The organism is Bradyrhizobium sp. SZCCHNS2022, assembly GCF_032377575.1.
Taxonomy (GTDB): Bacteria; Pseudomonadota; Alphaproteobacteria; order Rhizobiales; family Xanthobacteraceae; genus Bradyrhizobium; species Bradyrhizobium aeschynomenes.
The window spans coordinates 582,420-605,225 of the sequence record NZ_JAUHHZ010000001.1; the positions used below are offsets into that span (position 1 = coordinate 582,420).

At 65.7% G+C, this 22,806-nt stretch carries 19 protein-coding genes; 14 read left to right on the forward strand and 5 right to left on the reverse strand.

Annotated features, from left to right (window positions below; genetic code table 11):
• Positions 1–252: 252 nt before the first annotated feature.
• The 3 genes from QXZ94_RS02565 (at position 253) to QXZ94_RS02575 (ending at position 3,816) form a co-directional block, all read left to right on the forward strand.
• Positions 253–1,320: a CaiB/BaiF CoA transferase family protein gene (locus QXZ94_RS02565; RefSeq protein ID WP_409998789.1), complete on the forward strand. Its 1,068-nt coding sequence runs from the start codon at positions 253–255 to the stop codon at positions 1,318–1,320.
• Between the two features lie 218 nt (positions 1,321–1,538).
• Complete coding sequence (locus tag QXZ94_RS02570; protein WP_315719100.1) at positions 1,539–2,606, forward strand: alcohol dehydrogenase; 1,068 nt, start codon at positions 1,539–1,541, stop codon at positions 2,604–2,606.
• Positions 2,607–2,736: 130 nt separating this feature from the next.
• Positions 2,737–3,816 carry an isocitrate/isopropylmalate dehydrogenase family protein gene (locus QXZ94_RS02575; protein WP_315719101.1) on the forward strand — a complete coding sequence of 360 codons (1,080 nt, stop codon included), beginning with the start codon at positions 2,737–2,739 and terminating at the stop codon, positions 3,814–3,816.
• A gap of 97 nt (positions 3,817–3,913) precedes the next feature.
• On the opposite strand, the gene QXZ94_RS02580 is transcribed toward QXZ94_RS02575, so the two are convergent.
• The 3 genes from QXZ94_RS02580 to QXZ94_RS02590 form a co-directional block, all read right to left on the reverse strand.
• Complete coding sequence (locus QXZ94_RS02580) at positions 3,914–4,732, reverse strand: enoyl-CoA hydratase (RefSeq protein ID WP_315719102.1); 819 nt, start codon at positions 4,730–4,732, stop codon at positions 3,914–3,916.
• Positions 4,733–5,087: 355 nt separating this feature from the next.
• Positions 5,088–5,483 (reverse strand): helix-turn-helix domain-containing protein, encoded by a 396-nt coding sequence (locus QXZ94_RS02585; protein ID WP_006611929.1) that lies wholly within the window; start codon positions 5,481–5,483, stop codon positions 5,088–5,090.
• 7 nt (positions 5,484–5,490) lie between these two features.
• The gene (locus QXZ94_RS02590) at positions 5,491–6,720 is read right to left on the reverse strand and encodes a LysR family transcriptional regulator (protein ID WP_315719103.1); all 1,230 of its coding nucleotides are present in this window, start codon (positions 6,718–6,720) and stop codon (positions 5,491–5,493) included.
• Positions 6,721–7,240: 520 nt separating this feature from the next.
• Between QXZ94_RS02590 and QXZ94_RS02595 the strand changes: the two genes are divergently transcribed.
• Entirely contained in the window at positions 7,241–7,486 is a 246-nt protein-coding gene (locus tag QXZ94_RS02595; RefSeq protein ID WP_172112161.1) for a hypothetical protein, read from the forward strand.
• A gap of 346 nt (positions 7,487–7,832) precedes the next feature.
• On the forward strand, positions 7,833–8,567 hold the full coding sequence (locus tag QXZ94_RS02600; RefSeq protein ID WP_315719104.1) for a cytochrome c biogenesis CcdA family protein: 735 nt from the start codon (positions 7,833–7,835) through the stop codon (positions 8,565–8,567).
• A gap of 4 nt (positions 8,568–8,571) precedes the next feature.
• Here QXZ94_RS02600 and QXZ94_RS02605 read toward each other — a convergent pair whose 3' ends face one another.
• Together QXZ94_RS02605 and QXZ94_RS02610 are read right to left on the reverse strand one after the other, a co-directional pair.
• Positions 8,572–10,086 (reverse strand): sensor histidine kinase, encoded by a 1,515-nt coding sequence (locus tag QXZ94_RS02605; protein WP_315719105.1) that lies wholly within the window; start codon positions 10,084–10,086, stop codon positions 8,572–8,574.
• Positions 10,087–10,328: 242 nt separating this feature from the next.
• A complete protein-coding gene (locus QXZ94_RS02610; RefSeq protein ID WP_172111936.1) occupies positions 10,329–11,603 on the reverse strand; it encodes a serine hydrolase domain-containing protein in 1,275 nt (424 codons plus the stop codon).
• 148 nt (positions 11,604–11,751) lie between these two features.
• Between QXZ94_RS02610 and QXZ94_RS02615 the strand changes: the two genes are divergently transcribed.
• The 9 genes from QXZ94_RS02615 to QXZ94_RS02655 all read left to right on the forward strand — a co-directional run bounded on the left by QXZ94_RS02615 (position 11,752) and on the right by QXZ94_RS02655 (position 22,712).
• Positions 11,752–12,672, forward strand: a complete 921-nt coding sequence (locus QXZ94_RS02615; protein ID WP_315719106.1) for an intradiol ring-cleavage dioxygenase — start codon at positions 11,752–11,754, stop codon at positions 12,670–12,672.
• A 326-nt stretch (positions 12,673–12,998) separates the two neighbouring features.
• A complete protein-coding gene (locus tag QXZ94_RS02620) occupies positions 12,999–14,315 on the forward strand; it encodes a CmpA/NrtA family ABC transporter substrate-binding protein (protein WP_315719107.1) in 1,317 nt (438 codons plus the stop codon).
• A 64-nt stretch (positions 14,316–14,379) separates the two neighbouring features.
• Positions 14,380–15,288 carry a nitrate ABC transporter permease gene (gene ntrB / locus QXZ94_RS02625; protein WP_315719108.1) on the forward strand — a complete coding sequence of 303 codons (909 nt, stop codon included), beginning with the start codon at positions 14,380–14,382 and terminating at the stop codon, positions 15,286–15,288.
• Between the two features lie 11 nt (positions 15,289–15,299).
• The gene (locus QXZ94_RS02630; protein WP_315726045.1) at positions 15,300–16,094 is read left to right on the forward strand and encodes an ABC transporter ATP-binding protein; all 795 of its coding nucleotides are present in this window, start codon (positions 15,300–15,302) and stop codon (positions 16,092–16,094) included.
• A gap of 82 nt (positions 16,095–16,176) precedes the next feature.
• Complete coding sequence (locus tag QXZ94_RS02635) at positions 16,177–16,602, forward strand: globin family protein (RefSeq protein ID WP_315719109.1); 426 nt, start codon at positions 16,177–16,179, stop codon at positions 16,600–16,602.
• A 5-nt stretch (positions 16,603–16,607) separates the two neighbouring features.
• Positions 16,608–17,822, forward strand: a complete 1,215-nt coding sequence (locus tag QXZ94_RS02640) for an NAD(P)/FAD-dependent oxidoreductase (RefSeq protein ID WP_315719110.1) — start codon at positions 16,608–16,610, stop codon at positions 17,820–17,822.
• A 17-nt stretch (positions 17,823–17,839) separates the two neighbouring features.
• Positions 17,840–20,533 carry a molybdopterin-dependent oxidoreductase gene (locus tag QXZ94_RS02645; RefSeq protein WP_315719111.1) on the forward strand — a complete coding sequence of 898 codons (2,694 nt, stop codon included), beginning with the start codon at positions 17,840–17,842 and terminating at the stop codon, positions 20,531–20,533.
• Between the two features lie 197 nt (positions 20,534–20,730).
• On the forward strand, positions 20,731–21,570 hold the full coding sequence (locus QXZ94_RS02650) for an aldo/keto reductase (protein ID WP_315719112.1): 840 nt from the start codon (positions 20,731–20,733) through the stop codon (positions 21,568–21,570).
• A gap of 194 nt (positions 21,571–21,764) precedes the next feature.
• Positions 21,765–22,712, forward strand: coding sequence for a DMT family transporter (locus tag QXZ94_RS02655; RefSeq protein ID WP_315726047.1), 948 nt, complete (start codon positions 21,765–21,767; stop codon positions 22,710–22,712).
• Positions 22,713–22,806: the final 94 nt, after the last annotated feature.

A 22,806-nucleotide genomic window follows, 5' to 3' on the forward strand; every position in this document is an offset into this window, starting at 1 on the left:
AGGCCAAACGCTTTCGACATCGAATGGTTCGATCTAGACTCGCAGCCTGCCGCGTCCGATGGCTTACGCTTCGTGAATCAGCGAAGACGAAGCGGGCCCGCCGGCTTCGGCACGCGGTAAAATAGAGAACTCCACCAGGGAGCTGCGCTTGTGAGTCTAGTTGGGAACGATGAGAGCCGTTTGACAGGATGCTTCGACGGCCTGCGCGTGCTGGATTTTTCGACCACCATTGCCGGCCCGCATTGTGCACGCATGCTTGCAGATATGGGGGCTGACGTGATCAAGATCGAGTCAGCCGAAGGTGAAACCATGCGCACCCGGCCGCCGATGCGGCATGGCTGCTCCACCGCTTTCGGTCAGCTCAACGTCGGCAAGAAGAGCGTCGTGCTCGATCTCAAGTCGCGGGATGGCGTCGAGGCCGTGCGTCGGCTGGTCGCAGCCGCCGATATCCTGGTCGAGAATTTTCGACCGGGCGTGATGCAGCGGCTCGGGCTGGACTACGCCGCGCTCAGCGCGCTCAACCCACGGCTGATCTACTGCTCGATCTCGGGCTACGGCCAGACCGGCCCGTCGGCGGAACTGCCGGCCTATGCGCCGGTGATCCATGCCGCCTCTGGCTACGACATGGCGCACCTCGCCTATCAGCCGGGGCGCGAGAGGCCCGACTATTGCGGCATCTATCATGCCGATGTCGTGACCGGGACCTACGCCTTCGGCGCCGTCGCCTCGGCGTTGTATCAGCGCGAGCGCACCGGGCGCGGCCAGCATGTCGACTGCTCGATGCTGGAATCGATGCTCAGCCTGACCTTGAACGAGATCCAATGGTCGCAATTTGCGGTCGCACAGCCGTCGCGGCCGACCTTCGGTCCGGCGGCATGCCGCGACGGCTATGTGATGATCGCCATCGCCAGCGAGAAGACGTTCCAGAACCTGATGACCGTGATCGGCCATCCCGAATGGGTCGATGATGCCAGGTTTGCGAAATATTCCGATCGGCGGACAAACTGGGGCGCGCTGATGGATGGCGTCGAAGCCTGGTCGGGCCGGCTCAGCGTCGCGGAATGCCTGGAGGCCTTGAACGCGGGGGGCGTACCGAGTTCGGCCTATCGCAGCGTCGCCGAGGCGTTGGCCGATCCGCAGATCGCGCATCGCGGCGCGCTGGCCGATGTCGCGGATGCCGCCGGCAGCTTCAGGGTCGTCAACCTCCCGTTCCGGATGTCCGAGGCGAAGGTCGCGGCGGGCCCGCGCGCCGCGAGCCTCGGCGAGCATACCGCAGAAGTCCTTGCGGAGGCGTGCGCCAGCGACCGCGGCAAACGCTGAGGCAAAAGGCTGCAGGGCAGCCATGATCGCGCGCGAGGCGGGCGGCCTTGCCGCTCCACGCGTTTCCGGCCAATGTCCTGGCATTGCAGGAACAGTCCGGACCAGCCGGACGCGCATGCCGGGAGGAGATGCCGCGACGCCGTTGCCGCGTGCAGCCGTCGCTCGCCCGTCATTGCAGCGTCCGGTCCCGCCGCCGACCGGACCACGGGAGTGAGAGCATGAAGAGCTTCAAGGTCACCGATTTCAACACGCCGCTGACCGAGGTCGACGAGCCGACGCCGCAGCCGTTCGGCAAGCAGGTGCTGATCAGGGTCAAGGCCGCCGGCGTCTGCCACAGCGATCTGCACATCTGGGAAGGCGGCTATGATCTCGGCCATGGTCGCAAGCCGCTCTCTTTGAAGGATCGCGGCGTCTCGCTGCCGCGGACGATGGGGCATGAGAGCGCCGGCGAGATCGTCGCGTTCGGCCCTGACGTGACCGAAGCGGAGAAGGGCGGGTTGAAGGTCGGCGACATCGCACTGGTCTACCCCTGGATCGGCTGCGGCAAATGTGCGACGTGCCTCGCCGGCGACGAGAACATGTGCCTGAAGCCGGCCTCGCTCGGCGTCTATTGCGACGGCGGCTATGCCGACCACATGACCGTGCCGCATCCGCGCCACCTGATCGATCTCAAGGGCCTGGATCCGGTGACGACCGCGCCCTACGCCTGCTCGGGCGTCACCACCTATAGCGCGCTGAAGAAGGTCGAGAAGGATTTCGACACGCCGATCGTGATCTTCGGGGCCGGCGGCCTCGGGCTGATGGCGCTGTCGCTGCTCAAGGCCATGGGCGGCAAGGGGGCGATCGTCGTCGACATCGATCCGCGCAAGCGCGAGGCGGCGCTCGCGGCCGGCGCTCTGGCGGCGGTCGACGGCAAGGCGCCGGACGCGCTGGAGCAGCTGAACAATGCGGCCGGCGAGCCGATCCGCGCCGTCATCGACCTGGTCGGCAATGCTGCCACCGCGCAGCTCGGCTTCGATTGCCTGACCAAAGGCGGCAAGCTCGTCATGGTCGGCCTGTTCGGCGGCGGCGCGCCCTGGGCCTTGCCGCTCATTCCGATCAAGGCGGTCACCATCCAGGGTAGCTATGTCGGCAATCTCCGTGAGACCAAGGAGCTGCTCGACCTCGTCCGCGCCAAGAACATCGCCCCGATCCCGGTGACGCCGATGCCGTTGTCCAAGGCGAACGATGCCCTGCACGATCTGCAGAAGGGTCAGTTGGTCGGCCGTGCCGTGCTGACGCCGTAGCCGTCGCTCTCACATCCGTCGTTGCGAGGAGCGAAGCGACGAGGCAATCCAGGGTCTCAACCTGGGCCCCGGATTGCTTCGCTTCGCTCGCAATGACGGCCGTAACTCCCTCGGATCGTGAACGAAACCCATGCCCTCCACCAATTCACTTCACATCGCAGTTCTCCCCGGCGACGGCATCGGACCGGAGGTCATGGCGCCGGCGCTCGAGGTGCTGCGGAAGGTCGAGGCGAAGGCCGGACTTTCGTTGCGCTTCACCGAGGCCCAGGCCGGCGCGGGCAACTATCTCGCGACCGGCGTCTCGATCGCCGAGTCCACAATCAAGCTGTGCGAGGGGGCCGACGCCATTCTGCTCGGCGCCTGCGGGCTGCCGTCGGTGCGCTATCCCGACAACACCGAGATCGCGCCGCAGATCGAGCTGCGCTTCCATTTCGACCTTTATGCCGGCGTGCGGCCAGCGCGGCTGATCCCGGGCGTGCCGAGCCCGATCGTCGGCGCCGCCGAGCGCGGCATCGACTTCGTGGTGATCCGCGAGTCCACCGAAGGCCTGTTCGCCTCGATGGGCAAAGGTGTGGTGACACATGAGGAGGCGCGCGAGACCCTCGTGATCACCCGCAAGACCTCCGAGCGGCTGTTCAACTTCTCCTTCAAGCTTGCCGCCCGCCGCAAGGCGCGCGGCCGCTCCGGGACTTTAGCCTGCGTCGACAAGGCCAACGTCTTCAAGGCCTTCGCCTACTTCCGCAAGATCTTTGACGAGGTCGCTCAACTTCATCCAGACGTGAAGACCGACCGGCTCTACATCGATGCCTGCGCGCTCATGCTGGTGAAACGTCCCTGGGATTTCGACGTGCTGGTCACCGAGAACATGTTCGGCGACATCCTGTCCGATCTCGCCGCCGGTCTCGTCGGCGGCATGGGCATGGCACCGTCGGCCGACATCGGCGACCGCCACGCGGTGTTTCAACCCTGCCACGGCACCGCGCCCGACATCATGGGGCAGGGCAAGGCCAACCCGACCGCGATGATCCTGTCGGCGGCAATGATGCTCGACTGGCTGGCCGATACCCACGGGATCGAGGGCGCGGCCGACGCCGCGCAGCGGATCGAGCAGGCCGTCGACAAGGTCTATGCGTCCGGCCTCAAGCCGTTCGAGTTCGGCGGCCGCGCCGGAACGGTCGATGTGACCCGGGCGGTGCTGGAGGCGCTGTAGCGCATGATCCGGAAAAGTGGAAACCGGTTTTCCGACAAGATCATGCTCAGACAAAGAGATAAGATCGTGATGCGTTTCCGCCGAAACGCATCACGATCTAGCGTCCCTTGAAGGCCGGCTTGCGCTTGTCCATGAAGGCGCGGCGGCCTTCGCGGAAGTCGTCCGAGTCCATGCAGGCGTCGCCGATCCGCCTGATCGCGGCCATGTCGCGGCGGCTCTCGTCCTTCAGCACTTCGGCGATGGTGATCTTGGCGGCCTGGACCGCCAGTGGCGCATTGCCGGCGATCGTGCGGGCAATGTCGAGCGTGGCCGGCAGCAGGTCGTCGGTGCCTATCATCCGGTCGACGAGGCCGATCCGCAGCGCCTCCCGGGCATCGATCCGCATGCCCGTATAGAGCAGCAGCCGGGCCTGGGACGGACCGACCAGCGAGACCAGATTGCGCAGGCCGTCATAGCCATAGGCGATGCCGAGCTTCGCGGCGGGAATGCCGAACTGGCTGTCCTCGGACGCAAACCGCATATCGGTCAGCATCGCGATCTGCAGGCCGCCTCCGAGGCAGAAGCCGCGGATGCAGGCGATGGTCGGCTTCGGATAGTCTGCGAGCAGCGCCCGCTGCGCGGTGCTCTTCCGGGCATAGGCCTCCGAGGCCTCGGCGTTGTGACGGCTCTGCTCGAACTGGCTGATGTCGGCGCCGGAGACGAACGCCCTGTCGCCCGCACCGGTCAGCACCACGACGCGGATGTCGGGATCGTCGCGCAGCGCGACCAGGGCCTGGCCGAGCCCCTCCCACATCTCCAGCGACATCGCGTTGCGCTTGTCGGGGTTGTTGAAGGTGACGATCCCGATGCGGTCATCGACGGTCAGCAGGATCTTGCCGTCGGCGAAGGAGGTGGGTGAGTCAGACGTTGCGGGCATGGACATCCGGAGGCGGCGGGGCAGGTCGCCCGCATCGTTCATCGCATCCGGTCGGCCGTCAACGCAGGATCTGAGCCGAGAGCCGCGCCAGGCGAAACCCCGGCATGCCGCCACTTCCTATGACGGCAGAGTAGGCAGGATAGGCAGATGAGAGTGACGAAATCTCAGGCCGCGCAGCCATCGCTGGGCGGACGAGAGCAGCCGGACAGCCGGCCGCGCCGATCGATCGGCCCAAGGGCCGAAGCTGGTCCGAAGCCGTGAACTCGCCCGAGTTGGCTGACGCGCCTGGCGCCCCCAAGTTGCGCCCTCGAGCGAAGATGGCCCATACCCATCACGAGGTGGCCTGTCAGACGGCCTATTCCTCGTTCGCAGCGATCGACTCCATCAGGGACACCAGCTGACGTTGCACCGTCTGGTCCTTGATCTTGCTGTAGGCGCGCAGCAACCGCAGGCTGAAAGCGCTGTCCAGGAACAGCAGGCTCTCGACTTCCCGGGCCTTGTTGTCGCCGTCGTAGAAGAACGTCACGGGCACGTCGAGCGCGGTGGCGATCTGCTGCAGACGCGCAGCGCCGACGCGGTTGACGCCCTTCTCGTACTTCTGGACCTGCTGGAAGCTCACGCCGAGCTTTTCGCCGAGCTCCGCCTGGGAGATCTTCTGCTCCACACGCCGCAGGCGAATGCGCTTGCCAAGCTCGATGTCGGGCTTGCCGGCGCTGCGCTGCTTCATCTTCTTTGCCGCTGATTTGTTCATACTGATTTTACCGTCCTTCCGTCGGAAATCCCCCGAATAGATGGGTCAGGGGTTCACCCATATATACTGTTTTAAGTTGCTGGGGATGAATGAATTCGTCTTTAAACCACGGGTATTTGCCAGGGTTAAAAGCCTCCACCAGCCAGTCGATCATGTGGCGCACCCTAGGGATGCGTCCGGTGGTGGCGTGGTATGACAGCCAGATATCGTAGGACCACTTCAGATCAATCTCTAGTGGTATTATTTTCCCGCCCAGAGCGCTCGCATAGGTTGGGAATACGCCGATCCCGGCGCCGTGGGCCACGGCCCAATAATTGGCGCTGGAGACATTGGTGGTCATCGCGATCAGGTCGCGCTGCTCATAGCCGGGAAAGATCGTGGCGAAGGCGGCATTGGCCGCGGCCTCGTCGGCCACCTGCAGAACCAGGCGATGCTTCACCAGCTCCTCGATCGACCTGGGCACCCCATAGGCTTCGAGATACTTCTCGCTCGCAAAGCACATCAGGTGCATGCGGCCGAGCCGGACCAGCTTGACGTCGAGCGCCGCCGGCCGCGACAGATGGATGGCGACGTCCGCCTCGTGGCGCGACACGTCGGCTGATCGCATGGCGCAGTACAGGTCGACCATCACGTTGGGGAAGCTCTGCTGGAACTCGACGAGCCGCGGCGCCAGCCAGAACGTCCCGAGGCCTTCCGTGACGGCGACGCGGACCTCGCCGGACGCTGCGCTGGCCAGGCCATCGCCGGCGCGCAACAGTTCGAACGAGGCTGCTTCCATGCGCTCGACTGCCGACACGACCAGCGCACCTTCGTCGGTCAGGCGAGCGCCATGAACGTCGCGCGTGAACAGCGTCGCGCCGATCTGTCGCTCGAAATCATCGATGCGCCGGCGCACGGCATTGATCGAGAGTGTCAGTCGCTCCGCCGCCGAGCGGAAGCTGCCGGCCCTGACGACCTCGAGAAAGATGCGTGCCGCATCCCAGTCGGTGAGATTGGCCAGCGCTGATTTGCTGGCGGCCGGCTTGGCTGGGGCGGCACGGCCGGCGGGGCGGGCGGCAGCCTTGCCGAGCGCCGAGCCGGGTACGGCGACGTCGTCACCACGCTCGCGGACCGGATCGCCGCTCGCGCCCGGCGCAGCCGAGGGCTCGCCCTGCACAGCGGGCGCCAAGGTCGCCTGGGGAGCAGATACCTCCTGGCGTTCCTTCTGAGGAACGCCCCGTTCCGCCGCAACGCGCATACAAGCTTTCTCCGCCTGCTAGAGTGATTCCGCTAAACTACGGGACATGGCGCATTCCGTGCCATGCATTGATTGAGACATCGAGACGTTGACGTTCGATATGAGTCCTTCGGCTTCCATCCTTCGCAGCACGGTCTTACCGTCCGCAGGCGTGCGGAGGTACGCACGTTGTATGCCAAGGACACGCTTAGCGCGAGTCGAAACGAACATCGATGGTTTTTGCTTCGACTGCAATGAAATGGTATTCGAAGATGACCATAGGTCATGCTATCTTGATGAACGGATGGTGGCGCTGACTCATCGAATACCGATGTTCGATCACGCGTCCTCGCACGTATCGTGCCGGGACGTCGGCGGGCTGACCACAGCTTCGGGCGCGGGGGCGCCAGTGGAGCACGGAAAGCGCGCAGGAGGGCAACAGATGACGTATTGGAAAGCCATCCGCGAGTCGGGACTTGCTCGGCTCCCTCTCGTCGCACGCTAGAACGGAACGACGCCCGTGGCCAATTCAGACGACCAAATGCTTGCAGTGCTCGCGTCCTTGGAGCAGTGCCGTGCGACGCTTGTTGCGACCGGCAATCGCGAATCGGCGCAGTTGATTTCGGTCGCCATCCTCGACCTGCGTATGAAGCTGAACCGCCTGAGCGAGGACGACCTGAAGTCGCTCTGCGATGAGATGGTCCAGTCCGACAATCCCGACAAGCTGCGTGACCCGAAGCTTCAGCCGGGCCAGCGTCGCCAACCCCTGCTTCGAGTCGTTAAATAGCACGGTTCGCTATGTGCACAAAGGTGCATTTAGCGCATTTGTGATATGTCGTGATGACGATGAGACGCGCGCGCTCCGGGCGGCGCGCCTTGCCCGGAATGCCGATGCCGGCTGCATCGGGAAGGGTTGATGAGCTGTCATCAACCGATTCTCAGGGCCGGCAATCTCGGCGTCGGGAGCCTCGCGAGCCTCTCGCGAATCTAGAGACAGATATCTGGCGCGGGAAGGGGCGGCCGCCTGCGGCCGCAACTTCGGCACCTCTGTTGCGTATTCCCCGTATCGGCGGCATGAAGCGTCGTGCCCCCGGCGTCAGGACGCCGCTGACGGGGCGTATCGCGGGATTAGCATGATCCAGAACGTATCGATTCCGGCGGCGTTCATCGCTGGCCTGGTCAGTTTCCTGTCGCCCTGCGTGCTGCCGCTGGTTCCGCCCTACCTGGTGTATCTCACCGGTGCCACGATCGAGCATATCGAGAGCGAGGAGCCGCCGTCGGCGTCACGTCGCGCGGTGATGATCTCGGCGGCGCTGTTCGTGCTCGGCTTCTCCACCGTGTTCGTGATGCTCGGCGCCAGCGCCTCTCTGATCGGCGGCTTCATCCGCGCCTGGTCGGAGCAGCTCTCGATCCTCGCCGGCATCGTCATCATCGTGATGGGCCTGCACTTCCTCGGCCTGACGCGGATCGCGTTCCTGATGCGCGAGGGGCGGCTGCCGATTCCGAAGCCGGTCGGCCTGTGGGGCGCCTATGTCATGGGGCTTGCCTTCGCGTTCGGCTGGACGCCGTGCATCGGTCCGATCCTGGCCGCGATCCTGTCGATTGCCGCCGCGGAGACGACGGTCGCCAAGGGTGCCGGGCTGCTGGCGGTCTACTCCGCAGGGCTCGGCATTCCCTTCCTGGTCGCGGCCTTCATGATCGAGCAGTTCTCGGCGCTGTTCATGCGGATGCGCGGCCATCTCGTCAACGTCGAGCGCGCCATGGGCGTGCTGATGGTCGCAACCGGCATCGGCTTTCTGACCGGCGCGGTGTCGACCTTCAGCATCTGGCTGCTCGAGACGTTCCCGGCGCTGCAGAGGTTCGGCTGAGGCTTCAATCGTCCAGCTTGCAACTGATCGTGTAGACCACGCCCGGCGGCAGGAAGTCGACGGTGGCCTCGCCGCCGAGCTGATCGCGCGCGCTGCGCTCGATCAGGCGCGAGCCGAAGCCGCGCTGGATCGGCGCCGAGACGACGGGGCCGCCGGTCTCCCGCCACACCAGCCGCAGGCGGCCGGGCAGCTTCTTGGCCGCGTCCGGCTGATTGAATTCCCAGGACAGATCGACCGTGCCGGTGTCGTTCGACAACGCGCCATATTTGGCGGCGTTGGTCGCGATCTCGTGCACGATCATCGACAGCACGACGGCGAGCCGCGGCGACAGCGCGACCTTCGGGCCGGAGATCCGGATGCGCTCGGGGGTGTTCAGCCGGTACGGCTTGAGCACGCGGCCGATCACGTCCTCCAGCTCGGAACCCTGCCATTTCTCCTTGCTCAGGAGATTGTGCGCCTCGGCGAGCGCGCCGAGCCGGCCCTCGAACTTCTCGCGCTCATGGCGGCTGGCGCTGCGGAAGGTCTGAACTGCAATGGCCTGCAGGATCGCCAGCGTGTTCTTGACGCGATGGTTGAGCTCCTCGATCAGCAGGTCGTGCAGCATCTCGGCGCGTGCGATCGTCGTCGCCATCCGCACCGCGAAGGCCAGCCCGATCGCCAGCATGATGCCGCCGAGCAGGCTGGTGATCGCGAGGTTGCGCCACAGCGGCGCGACCAGCGAGGTCTCGCTGATGCCGGCGCCGATGATCCAGCCGGTGAGGGACGAATGGGTGAAGCTCGACAGCAGCGGCTGACCTTCGAGCGAGACGCTCGACAGCGTCGCCTCGTGCTCGCTCATCATGCGATCCATGACCGAGGACGTGGCCTGCTTGCCGAATGTCTCGGCCAGATTGGGCACGCGTGCGAACACGGTGGCCTTGCGGTCGAGCAGCGACAGCGTCCAGTCCGCGTTCGGGCGCTGCTTGTCCAGAATGGTCTGGAACATCGCGATCGGCGGGCTGAAGGAGATGTCGTAGACGACCTCGCCGTTGCGAAACACCGGCACCTCGACCGTCACGATCAGGCTCTTCTTCACCACACCGTAGAAGAGGTCCGAATATTGCGGCTGCCGGGTCTCGAACACACGCCCGGTGATCTCGCGATTGCTACGCAACGGCAGGTGAGCCGTATCCGTCGTGGCGGATGAGAACAGCTGGTGACCCTCGCGATCGGCAACGACGATCGTGCCGTCCTTGCCGTATTGCTCGAGAAAGCCCATCGCGATCGGGCGGAAGCGCTCGAAATCGCCGGCGGTCAGGGCGTCGGTGAGCGCCAGGACCTGGACGCCGCCGGTCATGCGCTGCATCTCGGCATCGAGCGTCAGGCGGATGCTGCGCACCGTTTCGAGCACGCGCTGCCGCGCGTCCCTGCGGTCCTGCATGTAGTTGTGAAACACGATCCCGCTCGCAAACAGGATGAGCGGCAGTGTGGTCCCCGCGACCAGAAGAGCAAGCCGGACCGGCAGTGTCAGCTTCGGCACGGATGCTCCGTGGATGGCGTTCTCGACCGTCGCGCCGCGCCGGGACGCATGGCAGGTGAATGGGCGCGGCGGTGATCGTGTGCGGCGAGCGGTTATCGGGCTGCAAGGGCGATAACCGCAATCGTCTTGCGGTTGTGGCCGTTCACATCCCTGTCAGCATAGGAGCGCGGCCTGCGCTCGCCAAGTTCAATGCGCCGTGATTTTTTGGTTCCGTCAGCGGCTTTCGCGCCACAGCGATGCCGCTACAGATTGCTCTCGGTGATCGCCGCATACACCATCGTGCGCAACTCGCGCCGGATCGGATAGGCGCTCGACGGCAGCACCTGGGTCATGAAGATCGTGATCAGCTCCTCGGCCGGATCGATCCAGAATGCGGTGGACGCTGCGCCGCCCCAGGCATACTCGCCGGCGCTGCCCGCAATCAGCGTCTTGGCCGGATCCATCGTCACGGAGAAGCCGAGGCCGAAGCCGATGCCGTTATAGGCGGCTTCCGCGAACATCGATCGCGACAGCGCCGGCAAGTCGACGCCGCCGGGAAGATGGTTCGATGCCATCAGCTTCAGCGTCTTCGGCCCGAGCAGCCGGACGCCGCCGAGCTCGCCGCCATTGATCAGGGCACGGCAGAAGGTCAGATAGTCCGCCGTGGTCGCGCACAGGCCGCCGCCGCCGGAGATGAAATCGGGCGGGCTGAGGAACGAGCTGGTTGTCGGATCGTCCTGCAGGGTCAGGCCGCCCTTGCGATCGGCGGCGTGGAACGACAGCGTCCCGGCGGGATCGGCCGAGTAGCATGCGGCGAGCCGATGGGCCTTGGCGGCGGGTACGTGGAAGTCGGTGTCGGCCATCCCCAGCGGGTCGAAGATGCGCTCCTTCAGGAAATGCTCGAACGGCTTGTCGGCGATCTTGCCGACCAGATAGCCGACCACGTCGGTCGAGACCGAGTAGTTCCAGGCTTCCCCCGGCGAGAACTCCAATGGAATTTTCGCCAGATCGTCGATCATCGACTGCAGCGTGCCGGCCTTCTCGACCGCGCCGATCTTGGCGTCGCGATAGGCGGCGTCCACATTCGAGCGCTGCTGGAAGCCGTAGGTCAGACCGGAGGTGTGGCGCAGCAGGTCGACGATCAGCATCGGCCGCGCCGGCGGCCGGCTGATGAAGGCCGGTGCCGTGCCGGCGACGAACACGCCGAGATTCTTCCATTCGGGGATATATTTGGCGACCGGCTCGTCGAGTGCGACCTTGCCTTCCTCGACCAGCATCATGAAGGCAACCGATGTGATCGGCTTCGTCATCGAGTAGATGCGGTAGATCGTGTCGTCCGTGACCGGCACCTTGCGCTCGACATCGGCATAGCCGAGCGAGCTGTTGTGCACGATCTTGCCGCGGCGATAGACCATCAGCTGGGTGCCGGGGAAGCGGCCGGCATCGACATAGCGCTGCTTCAGATGAGCATCGATGCGATCGAGTGCGGCTTTCGACATGCCGACGGTGTCGGGCGAGGCGGGGGTCGGGGCGAGCATCGGGCATCTCCGCTGTCGTTGGATTTTCGTGGCCTCGCGCGTGAGGGCTGCGCAGGGCGGCAGACACGGGTGATAGCGGAAAATCGCCCCGCTTCCAATGGCAGGGCCCGGCGGCCTCGTGTAGCCTTGGCCGCCGGGAGGATTGCCAATGACTCAATTCAACGAGGCCGAGCTCACCGAGGCCGTCGTCGCAAGCTTCGCGCAGACGCCGGATGCGCGCACGAAATTCCTGCTTCAGGAATTGGTGAAGTCGCTGCACGATTATGTGCGGCGCACGAATCTCAGCTTCGACGAATGGGCCGCGGCGATCGACTTTCTCACCCGCACCGGCCAGACCTGCACTCCGAGCCGGCAGGAGTTCATCCTGTTGTCCGACGTGCTCGGGGTCTCGATGCTGGTCGATGCCATCAACCATCGTGACAGGGCAGGGGCCACGGAGACAACCGTGCTCGGCCCGTTCTATGTCGGCGAGCACAAGGTCACGCCCCACGGCACCGATATTTCCTCCGACCTCAAGGGTGAGAAGATGTTCGTGCAGGCGCGGGTGACGGATCTGTCGGGCGCGCCGCTGCCGGGCGCTACGGTCGACGTCTGGCACGCCGACGACGAGGGCTTCTACGATTCGCAGCGGCCGTCTTACGCGTCGGACGGGCCATCGTCGCGCGCGCGTTTCATTGCCGATGCCGACGGCCGCTTCTTCTTCCGCACCATTCTGCCCTGCAGCTATCCGATTCCGACCGACGGTCCGGTGGGGCAGATGATCGTGAGCACCGGGCGCCATCCGATGCGCCCGGCCCATGTGCACTTCCTGGTCGACGCCGAAGGCTACGAGCCGCTGATCACCCATGTGTTCATCGGCGGCGACGCCTATCTCGACAGCGACGTCGTGTTCGGCGTGAAGGACGAGCTGATCGCCAAGGTCGATCAGCGCACCGATCCTGTGATGCCGGACGGCAAGCTCGCGGCGGCGCCGTGGCACCTGATGAGCTACGAATTCCGCATGAAGCCGGGCGCGGGGACAGCCCCGAGGCCGATGCTGGCGAAGCCCATCGACGCTGCGGCAGAATAGGACAGCGGACGTCGCCCACTTCTTGTGCAACGCACAGGAAGTGGGCGAATCGCAAATTTTGCGTGCGGCCATTCGGCATTTCGGCTCGTGAGCATTTTTATCATCCTATTGATTATTCGAAGATTCTTGTTCCGGCGGTCCTTGGCATGAAGCTTGAATAGATGGTTCCGACGCCATCGATGCCGTCTGCGCAAACCCCATCCGACATCTGACGCTGCCCCTTCCGAGGCTTCCCTCGGAGCGCGCCCCCGTGCGCGATCGACCGGCGTCTGGCGGACGGCCTTTCAACCCATCGAGCGCTCTTCAGACAAAGGACGACAGTACTCATGACGAAGACTGCCAATTCCGCTCGCCGCAACGGCCTCAGCCGCCGTCAGCTTCTCAAGGCCGGCGCCGGCACGGCCGCGCTGCTTGCGGCCGCGAAGTTGAACCTGCCGGGCGGAGCGTTCGCACAAGGCGCAGGGCCGGAAGTCACCAGTGCCAAGCTCGGCTTCATCGCGCTCAGCGATGCCGGCCCGCTGTTCGTCGCCAAGGACAAGGGTCTCTTCGCCAAATATGGCATGCCGGATGTCGACGTGCAGAAGCAGGCGTCGTGGGGCACGACGCGCGACAATCTCGTGCTCGGCTCCGAAGGCAACGGCATCGACGGCGCGCATATCCTCACGCCCATGCCTTACCTGATCTCCTCCGGCAAGGTGACGCAGAACAACCAGCCGACGCCGATGTACATCCTGGCGCGGCTCAATCTCGATGCGCAGTGCATCTCCGTGGCCAAAGAATATGCCGATCTGAAGCTCAGCCTCGACACCGCGCCGTTCAAGGCGGCGCTGGAGAAGAAGAAGGCCTCCGGCAAGTCCGTGAAGGCCGCGATGACCTTCCCCGGCGGCACTCACGATCTGTGGATCCGTTACTGGCTCGCCGCCGGCGGCATCGATCCCGACAAGGACATCGAGACCATCGTGGTGCCGCCGCCGCAGATGGTGGCCAACATGAAGGTCGGCACCATGGATTGCTTCTGCGTCGGCGAGCCCTGGAATGCGCAGCTCGTCAACCAGGGCATCGGCTACACGGCTGTGACGACCGGCGAAATCTGGAACAAGCATCCCGAGAAGTCCTTCGCGATGCGCGCCGCCTTCGTCGACAAATATCCGAAGGCTGCGAAGGCGCTGACCATGGCGGTCATGGAAGCGCAGCAGTGGTGCGACAAGATGGAAAACAAGCAGGAGCTTGCGACCATCATGGCCAAGCGGCAGTGGATGAACTGCCCGGTCGAGGACGTCGCCGGACGCACCGCCGGCAAGTTCGACTACGGCACCGGCAAGGTGGTCGAGAACTCGCCGCACATCATGAAGTACTGGCGCGACTTCGCCTCCTATCCGTTCCAGAGCCACGACCTCTGGTTCATCACCGAGGACATCCGCTGGGGCAAGTATGAGGCCGGCTTCGATGCCAAGTCCCTGATCGCCAAGGTCAACCGCGAAGATATCTGGCGCGAGGCGGCCAAGGAGATGAACGTTCCGGCTGCGGAGATCCCGACCTCCAAGTCGCGCGGCAAGGAGACATTCTTCGACGGCAAGGTGTTCGATCCCGAAGATCCCGCCGCCTATCTCAAGTCGCTGTCGATCAAGCGCGTCGACGCCTGATCAGGATCTTCAGCCGCGCGCGTGAAGCGCGCGGCTCCTCTCATTGCACGGAGAAAGGCTTCCGATGTCCATGCCAGCGTTGACCAATGATAGCGCTCCGAAGATCGTGCCGACCGCGTCACCATCAACATCCGCATCAGTCGTGACGATGACGCCGAAGCAGCCGCCGCGCGCCGAGCGCTACGTGAAGATGGCCCGTGAGGTCGCGGTACGCGTGGTGCCGCCGCTGATCGTGCTCGCTCTGTTCATCCTGGTCTGGGAGCTGCTGTGCCGCCGCGCCGGCTCGGCGCTGCCGCCGCCGTCGCGCGTCTTCGCCGACACGCGCGAGCTGATCTTCGATCCGTTCTTCGATCATGGCGGCATCGACAAGGGCCTGTTCTGGCATCTCGAGGCCAGCCTTCGCCGCGTCGCAATCGGCTATGCCATTGCCGCCGTCGTCGGCGTCGCGCTGGGCACGCTGATCGGCCAGTCGGTCTGGGCGATGCGCGGTCTCGATCCGATCTTCCAGGTGCTGCGCACGATCCCGCCGCTCGCCTGGTTGCCGCTGTCGCTCGCCGCGTTCCGCGACGGCCAGCCCTCGGCGATCTTCGTCATCTTCATCACCTCGGTGTGGCCGATCATCATCAACACCGCGGTCGGCATCCGCAACATCCCGCAGGACTACCGCAACGTCGCCGCGGTGGTGCAGCTCAATCCGCTGGAGTTCTTCGCCAAGATCATGATCCCGGCGGCCGCGCCCTACATCTTCACCGGCCTTCGCATCGGCATCGGCCTGTCCTGGCTCGCCATCGTCGCAGCCGAGATGCTGATCGGCGGTGTCGGCATCGGCTTCTTCATCTGGGATGCGTGGAATTCCTCGCATATCAGCGAGATCATCCTGGCGCTGTTCTATGTCGGCATCATCGGCTTCGTGCTCGACCGCCTGATCGCGGTGGTCGGCAAGGTCGTCACCCGCGGCACCGCGACGAACTGAGAGGGACTTGGATCATGGCCTATCTGAAGCTCGACCACGTCGACAAGACCTTCACTCGCGGCAATGCGACCACAGAGGTGCTGAAGGACATCAACCTCTCGATCGAGAAGGGCGAGTATGTCTCGATCATCGGCCATTCCGGCTGCGGCAAGTCGACGATGCTCAACATCGTCGCCGGCCTCACCACGGCCACGACCGGCGGCGTGCTGCTGGAGGAGCGCGAGGTCAACTCGCCGGGACCCGACCGCGCCGTGGTGTTCCAGAACCACAGCCTGCTGCCCTGGCTCACGGTCTATGAGAACGTGCGTCTCGGCGTCGACAAGGTGTTCAGCAGGTCCAAGACCCGCGCCGAGCGCGACGCCTGGACCTTGCACAATCTCAACCTGGTGCAGATGGCTCACGCCAAGGACAAGCGCCCGAGCGAGATCTCCGGCGGCATGAAGCAGCGCGTCGGCATTGCGCGCGCGCTGGCCATGGAGCCGAAGGTGCTGCTGCTCGACGAGCCGTTCGGCGCGCTGGATGCGCTGACCCGCGCGCATCTGCAGGACTCGGTGATGGCGCTGCATCAGAAGCTCGGCAACACCATCCTGATGATCACCCACGACGTCGACGAAGCCGTGCTGCTGTCGGACCGCATCGTGATGATGACCAACGGCCCGAGCGCGCATATCGGCGAGGTGCTGGAGGTCGCACTGCCGCGTCCGCGCAAGCGGCTCGAGCTCGCGACCAACCCGACCTACGTGAAGTGCCGGCAGCGCGTGCTCGAATTCCTCTACGAACGGCACCGCTTCGTCGAGGCGGCCTGACAGAATCGAAGGCGGAGAGCGGATCGAACCGCTCTCCGCCTCCGGCGACTAACGGGTTCTCGTTTCATCAAAAGGATTTCCCATGACGCCGTCACAGATCGCCCTGGTTCAGGAGAGTTTCGCCAAGGTCGCGCCGATTTCCGACCAGGCCGCCGTGATCTTCTACGATCGCCTGTTCGAGGTCGCGCCGCAGGTGCGGCAGATGTTTCCCGATGATCTCACCGAACAGCGCAAGAAGCTGATGGCCACGCTGGCTGTGGTTGTGAATGGGTTGTCCAACTTGCCTGCGATCCTGCCGGCTGCGAGCGCACTGGCCAAGCGCCATGTGGACTATGGTGCCAAGCCCGAGCACTATCCGGTGGTCGGCTCCGCCCTGTTGTGGACGCTTGAGAAGGGGCTGGGCGCAGCTTGGACTCCCGAGGTCGCCGCGGCATGGACCGCTGCCTACGGCACGCTGTCGAGCTACATGATTGCCGAAGCCCACGGCAAGGCGCAGGCGGCGGAGTAGAGGCGTTGAGTGAACCGCTCGTCATCGTCGGCAACGGCATGGCCGCAGCAAAGCTGGTCGAGGAGCTGTCGCAGACGGCGCTCGGCCGCTACGCCATCGCCGTCATCGGCGAGGAGCCGCGGCTCGCCTACAACCGTGTGCTGCTGTCATCGGTGCTGGCCGGCGAGGCGGCGTCGCACGAGATCGAGCTCAAGCCGGCCACCTGGTGGCGCGAGCGCGGCGTGACCTTGAAATACGGCGCGCGGGTCACCGGCATCGATGTCGGCCGCCGCGAGCTTCAGATCGAGAACGACGAGAACGTGGCGTTCTCGCGCCTGGTCCTGGCCACCGGCTCGCTGCCGTTGCGGCTCCCTGTGCCGGGGGCCGATCTGCGCGGCGTGCACACGTTCCGCGACAGCCGCGACACCGACGTGCTGCTGGCGCTCGCGGCGCGGAAGACGCGCGTCGTGGTCGTCGGCGGCGGACTGCTCGGGCTGGAAGCGGCCTACGGTCTGGCGCGCGCCGGCGCCAGGGTCACGTTGCTGCATCTGATGGACCGGCTGATGGAGCGGCAGCTCGATGCGCCGGCCGCCGCGCTGCTCAAGGCGCTGGTGGCGCGCAAGGGCATCGAGGTGCTGCTCAATGCCAGCACCGCGGCCATTCATGGCGACGGCTGCGTCGAGGGTGTCGAGCTGGCCGATGGCCGCCGGATCGCCGCCGACGCCGTGATCTTCGCCGCCGGCATCAAGCCCAATGTCGCGCTCGCCAAGGAGGCGGGGCTTGCCGTCAACCGCGGCATCGTGGTCGACGACGCCATGCAGACATCGGCGCCCGGCATCTTCGCGCTCGGCGAATGCGCCGAGCATCGCGGCACCTGCTATGGGCTGGTCGAACCGGCTTACGAGCAGGCGCGGGTTCTGGCGCGCCATCTGGCCGGGCGCAAGGCGGCCTATGGCGGCAGCGTCGTGTCGACCAACCTGAAAGTGTCGGGCGTCTCGGTGTTCTCGGCCGGCGATTTCATCGGAGCCGAGGGCAGCGAGCAGATCGTGCTCAACGATGTGAGGCGCGGCATCTACAAGAAGCTCGTCATCGCGCAGGGGCGCCTCACTGGCGCCGTGCTGATCGGCGAGACACAGGACGCCTTGTGGTACCGCGACCTGATCCGCAATCGCGAGCCGATCGCGTCGATCCGGACGGCGATGATGTTCGGCCGCGTGGGGACGCGGCCGAAGGCTGCGTGAGGGGGGCTCGCACGACGATGACCACTGTCGATCCCAAGCTGCGCACGGTGCGCACGGCCTGTCCCTATTGTGGTGTCGGCTGCGGCGTGCTGGCCACGCCCGACGGCAACGGCGGTGCCGCCGTTTCCGGTGATCCCGTGCATCCGGCCAATCTCGGCCGGCTCTGCTCCAAGGGCTCGGCGCTCGGCGAGACGCTCGGGCTGGACAACCGCCTGCTGCATCCGATGATCCGCTGCAAGGGCGGCATGGAGCGCGTCGCCTGGAGCGATGCGCTCGACCACGTCGCGAGCCGCATGAAGCACATCGTCGCCCGCGACGGCGAGGATGCGGTGGCGTTCTATCTCTCGGGCCAGATGCTGACCGAGGACTATTACGTCGCCAACAAGCTGATGAAGGGCTTTCTCGGCTCGGCCAATGTCGACACCAATTCGCGGCTGTGCATGGCCTCCTCGGTCGCCGGCCACCGCCGCGGCTTCGGCGCCGACACCGTGCCCGGCACCTATGAAGATCTCGACCAGGCCGATCTCTTGGTGTTCGTCGGCAGCAATGCCGCGTGGTGCCACCCGGTGCTGTACCAGCGCATGCTGGCGAACAAGCAGGGACGGGGCGCCAAATTCGTGGTCGTCGACCCGCGCCGCACCGACACGGCTGAGGAAGCGGACCTGTTCCTGGGGCTCAAGCCGGGCACCGACGCGGCGCTGTTCTCCGGCCTGCTGGTGCATCTCGCCGACGCCGGCGCGCTCGATCGCGACTACATCGCGCGCCACACGCTGGGCTTCGACGACGCGCTTGCGCGCGCCCGCAGCCTCGCCGGCAGCGCCAGCGCCACCGCGCTCGCCACCGGCCTGTCGGAGGCCGACGTCGCCGCTTTCTTCAAGCTGTTCCGCGATACGTCGAAGGTCGTCACGCTGTATTCGCAGGGTGTCAACCAGTCGGCGCAAGGCACCGACAAGGTCAACGCGATCCTCAACTGCCACTTTGCCACCGCGCGCATCGGCAAGCCGGGCATGGGGCCGTTCTCGCTGACGGGCCAGCCGAATGCGATGGGCGGGCGCGAGGTCGGCGGTCTCGCCAATCAGCTCGCCGCCCACATGGGTTTCACGCCGCCGGACACGGATCGTGTCCGACGCTTCTGGAAGGCGCCCAACATCGCCACCCATGAAGGGCTGAAGGCGGTCGCGATGTTCGAGGCGATCGCGCGCGGCCAGATCAAGGCGCTGTGGGTGATCGGCACCAATCCCGCGGTGTCGCTTCCGGATGCCGATCTGGTGCGTGCTGCGCTGAAGAAGCTCGAGCTGTTCGTCGTCTCCGAGAACGTCCGCTCCAACGACACCGTGGATGTCGGCGCCCATGTGCTGCTGCCGGCGCAGGCGTGGGGCGAGAAGTCGGGCACCGTCACCAATTCCGAGCGCCGCATCTCGCGCCAGCGCGCGTTTCTTCCACCGGCCGGCGAGGCCATGCCGGACTGGTGGATCCTCAGCGAGGTCGGCAAGCGGCTCGGCTTCGCCTCCGCCTTCAACTACAATTCCGCGGCCGACGTGTTTCGCGAGCATGCGGCGCTGTCGGCGTTCGAGAACGACGGCAGCCGCGATTTCGACATCGGCGCGCTGGCGACGCTGTCGAACGACGAATATGACATGATGGCCCCGGTGCAGTGGCCCGCGCCTGCGGGCAGGCCGCCGTCGCCGCGCTTCTTCGCCGACGGCGCCTTCTACACCAACGACCGCAAGGCGCGCTTCGTCGCGCCCGAGGTCCCGGCGCTGCGCGGCGAGACCACGGCCGCGCGTCCCATGCGTCTCAACACCGGGCGCATCCGCGACCAGTGGCACACGATGACGCGCACGGGCCTCAGCCCGCGTCTGGGGGCGCATCTGCCGGAGCCGTTCGTCGAGGTGCATCCGGACGACGCGCTGCGCTACGGCCTGATGCATGACGGCTTTGCCAAGGTCACCACCGAGCACGGCCAGTGCATCCTCAAGGTCGTCGTCAGCGAGCGCCAGCAGCGCGGCATGCTGTTCGCGCCGATCCACTGGAATGCGACCAACGCCTCGCATGGCCGCGTCGGCGCGCTGGTCGCCTCGCACACCGATCCGTTCTCCGGCCAGCCCGAGGCCAAGGCGACGCCGGCCGCGATCAGCCCCTACGAGTATGTATTCCGCGGTTTCATCCTTGCACGCCACGAGATCGCGCTACCGTCCAATCTGTGGTGGGTGCGCGCCACGGTGCCGGGTGGCTTCGGCTATCTGTTCGCCGACAATGGCGACCTTTCGCGCTGGCCGGCCTGGCTGAAGGCGCATGCCACCGAGGACGTCGCCGACTACATGGATGTCGGCGGCGGCGTCTATCGCGCGGCGTCCTTCACCGAGGATCGCATCGCGACGTGCCTGTTCGTCGGCCCCGGCCACGACGCCGGCGACTGGAACGTCGTCAAGACGATGTTCGCCGCCGATCGTCTCGACGACGAGCAGCGCCGCATGCTGTTGTCCGGCCGCGCGCCGGATGGCACCGGTGGCGGCCCGATCGTCTGCGCCTGCTTCGGCGTCGGCCGCGACACCATCTGCGAGGCGATCGCGGCCGGTGCGCGCACGCCCGCCGCGATCGGTGCGCAGCTCAAGGCCGGCACCAATTGCGGCTCGTGCATTCCGGAGATGAAGCGGCTGATCGCGCAGATGCCGGCGCAGGCGGCTGATGCAGTGAAAGTGGCGAGCTAGCCAATTCCACCGTCATTCCGGGGCGAGGCCGCAGGCCTCGAACCCGCAATCTCGATGTGTTGAGCGGTAATTGGCGCAAACCAATCTCGGGATTCCGGGTTCGACGCTGGCGCGTCGCCCCGGAATGACGTTGCTGGTTGACTACGCGCTGGGCGAGCCAATCGACGCCACCTCCGCTATCCTCTATGCTCTCCCAAATGAAGCACAAGACATTCGGAACCGGCGGCGCGAGTGTGTCCGTGATCGGGCAGGGCACCTGGTATCTCGACCACGCCGACCGCAAACGGGCCATCACCACGTTGCAGCGCGGCCTGGACCGCGGCATGAGCCACATTGACACTGCCGAGATGTATGGCGATGCCGAGCTGGTCATCGCCGAGGCGATTGCCGGCCGCCGCGACGAGGTGTTTCTGGTGTCGAAGGTGCTGCCCAGCAACGCCTCGCGCAAGGGCACGATCACCGCCTGCGAACGCTCGCTGAAGCGCCTCAAGACGGACCGGCTCGACTGCTATCTGCTGCATTGGCCGGGCTCCTATCCGCTGGAGGAGACCGTCGCCGCGTTCGAGGAGCTCAAGGCCGCCGGCAAGATCGCGTCCTGGGGCGTCAGCAATTTCGACGTCGACGATCTCGACGAGCTGCTTGACGTCGCGGGCGAGGGCAAGATCGCCTGCAATCAGGTGCTGTACCACCTGCAGGAGCGTGCCATCGAGCACGCGGTCATCCCGTGGTGCGGCCAGCACGGCGTCGCCGTGGTCGCCTACTCGCCGTTCGGCCACGATGACTTCCCGGAGCCGCGCAGTCCTGGCGGCGAAGTCTTGCAGCGCATCGTCCAGCAGCACAAGGCGACGCCGCGCCAGATCGCGCTCGCGTTCCTGACCCGCGCGTCATCTCTGCTCGCGATCCCCAAGGCGTCGCGTCTCGAACATGCCGAGGAGAACGCCGCCGCCGGCGACATCGCGCTCACCGCGGCCGAGATTGCCGCCATCGATCGCGCCTTCCCGCGCGGTCCGAAGCCGCGCGGCCTGCCCATGCTGTAGTGCAGCATCACGGAGTATTACGGATATTTGCTACCGGCGCGTGAGCAACGCATAAGTGCTGCCCGCTTTCGACGGGTTGTCGGCGAGCCGTGATTGGCGTTTTGTCGCCACTCACCGATTCGTTTTGCATTCCAATTCCGAGTTCGACCGTGACCCCGCCCCCCAGCGCGGCTGCCGCCGCGCGGCTCGACGACGTGCCGACGACGCTGCAGGACAAGCCGAAGCGCAAGCGCGCGCCCGCGCGCGCCGACCGGCCATTCCGCGGCATCGCGCTCATCCTGCTGTCGACCGTGTTCCTCGGCACCTCGGACGTCACGGCGAAATATCTCTCCAAGACCTTGCCCTCGATCGAGATCACCTGGATCCGCTTCGTCATCTTCTCGCTCATCATGGTGCCAGCGATGATTCCGGGCTCGCCGCTGTTTGCGATGCGCACGGAGCAGCTCAAGTTCCAGCTGCTGCGCGGCATCGCGCTGCTCGGTTCGTCACTGATGTTCATCACCGGTTTACGCTACCTGCCGATCGCCGAGGCCTCGGCGACGGGCTTCGTCGCGCCGCTGTTCGTCACCGCGCTGTCGATCGTCTTCCTGAGCGAGAAGGTCGGCCTGCGCCGCTGGATCGCCACCGCCGTCGGCCTGTGCGGGGTGCTGATCATCCTCCGGCCCGGCACCGGTGCATTCCATCTCGCCGCGTTGTTCCCCATCGTCTCGGCCTTCGCCTGGGCCTGCACGTTGATCATGACGCGCATGATGAGCGGGCGCGAGCACGCGATCACCATCATGACCTATTCGTCGATCGCGGGCGTCTGCGTGCTCTCGATGATGGTGCCGTTCGTGTGGGTCACGCCGTCCTGGCAGGACATCGCCTTCGGCGTGCTGGTCGGCGTCGCCTCGACCATGGGGCAGTGGATCGTCGTGCTCGCCTTCCGCTATGCAGATGCCTCGGTGCTGGCGCCGTTCTCCTACACCCAGCTGCTGTGGGTCAGCATCCTCGGCTTCCTGGTATTCGGCGAGCTGCCGGACGTCTGGACCATCGTCGGCGCCGCCTTCATCGTCTCCAGCGGCCTTTACACCGCCCATCGCGAGCGTGTCCGCCGCTCGCAACTGCTGCAGGTCGCCGGCGAAAGCTCGCCGAATCCCTGAGCGGCGCTCGGTCGCTCGGCCTCCTCCCCGAAATGAGACTGTGCGGCTTGGAGCCTGCGCCCGCCGATGCTACGGGTGCGCTGAGCAACAAGAA

Coding starts and splice junctions, on each gene's coding strand:
- QXZ94_RS02620 (WP_315719107.1), top strand. CDS start 12,999: ATGACGAAGACTGCCAATTCCGCTCGCCGCAACGGCCTCAGCCGCCGT.
- QXZ94_RS02570 (WP_315719100.1), top strand. CDS start 1,539: ATGAAGAGCTTCAAGGTCACCGATTTCAACACGCCGCTGACCGAGGTC.
- QXZ94_RS02565 (WP_409998789.1), top strand. CDS start 253: ATGCTTGCAGATATGGGGGCTGACGTGATCAAGATCGAGTCAGCCGAA.
- ntrB (WP_315719108.1), top strand. CDS start 14,380: ATGTCCATGCCAGCGTTGACCAATGATAGCGCTCCGAAGATCGTGCCG.
- QXZ94_RS02575 (WP_315719101.1), top strand. CDS start 2,737: ATGCCCTCCACCAATTCACTTCACATCGCAGTTCTCCCCGGCGACGGC.
- QXZ94_RS02600 (WP_315719104.1), top strand. CDS start 7,833: ATGATCCAGAACGTATCGATTCCGGCGGCGTTCATCGCTGGCCTGGTC.
- QXZ94_RS02610 (WP_172111936.1), bottom strand. CDS start 11,603: ATGCTCGCCCCGACCCCCGCCTCGCCCGACACCGTCGGCATGTCGAAA.
- QXZ94_RS02650 (WP_315719112.1), top strand. CDS start 20,731: ATGAAGCACAAGACATTCGGAACCGGCGGCGCGAGTGTGTCCGTGATC.
- QXZ94_RS02595 (WP_172112161.1), top strand. CDS start 7,241: ATGCTTGCAGTGCTCGCGTCCTTGGAGCAGTGCCGTGCGACGCTTGTT.
- QXZ94_RS02590 (WP_315719103.1), bottom strand. CDS start 6,720: ATGCGCGTTGCGGCGGAACGGGGCGTTCCTCAGAAGGAACGCCAGGAG.
- QXZ94_RS02635 (WP_315719109.1), top strand. CDS start 16,177: ATGACGCCGTCACAGATCGCCCTGGTTCAGGAGAGTTTCGCCAAGGTC.
- QXZ94_RS02615 (WP_315719106.1), top strand. CDS start 11,752: ATGACTCAATTCAACGAGGCCGAGCTCACCGAGGCCGTCGTCGCAAGC.
- QXZ94_RS02580 (WP_315719102.1), bottom strand. CDS start 4,732: ATGCCCGCAACGTCTGACTCACCCACCTCCTTCGCCGACGGCAAGATC.
- QXZ94_RS02645 (WP_315719111.1), top strand. CDS start 17,840: ATGACCACTGTCGATCCCAAGCTGCGCACGGTGCGCACGGCCTGTCCC.
- QXZ94_RS02585 (WP_006611929.1), bottom strand. CDS start 5,483: ATGAACAAATCAGCGGCAAAGAAGATGAAGCAGCGCAGCGCCGGCAAG.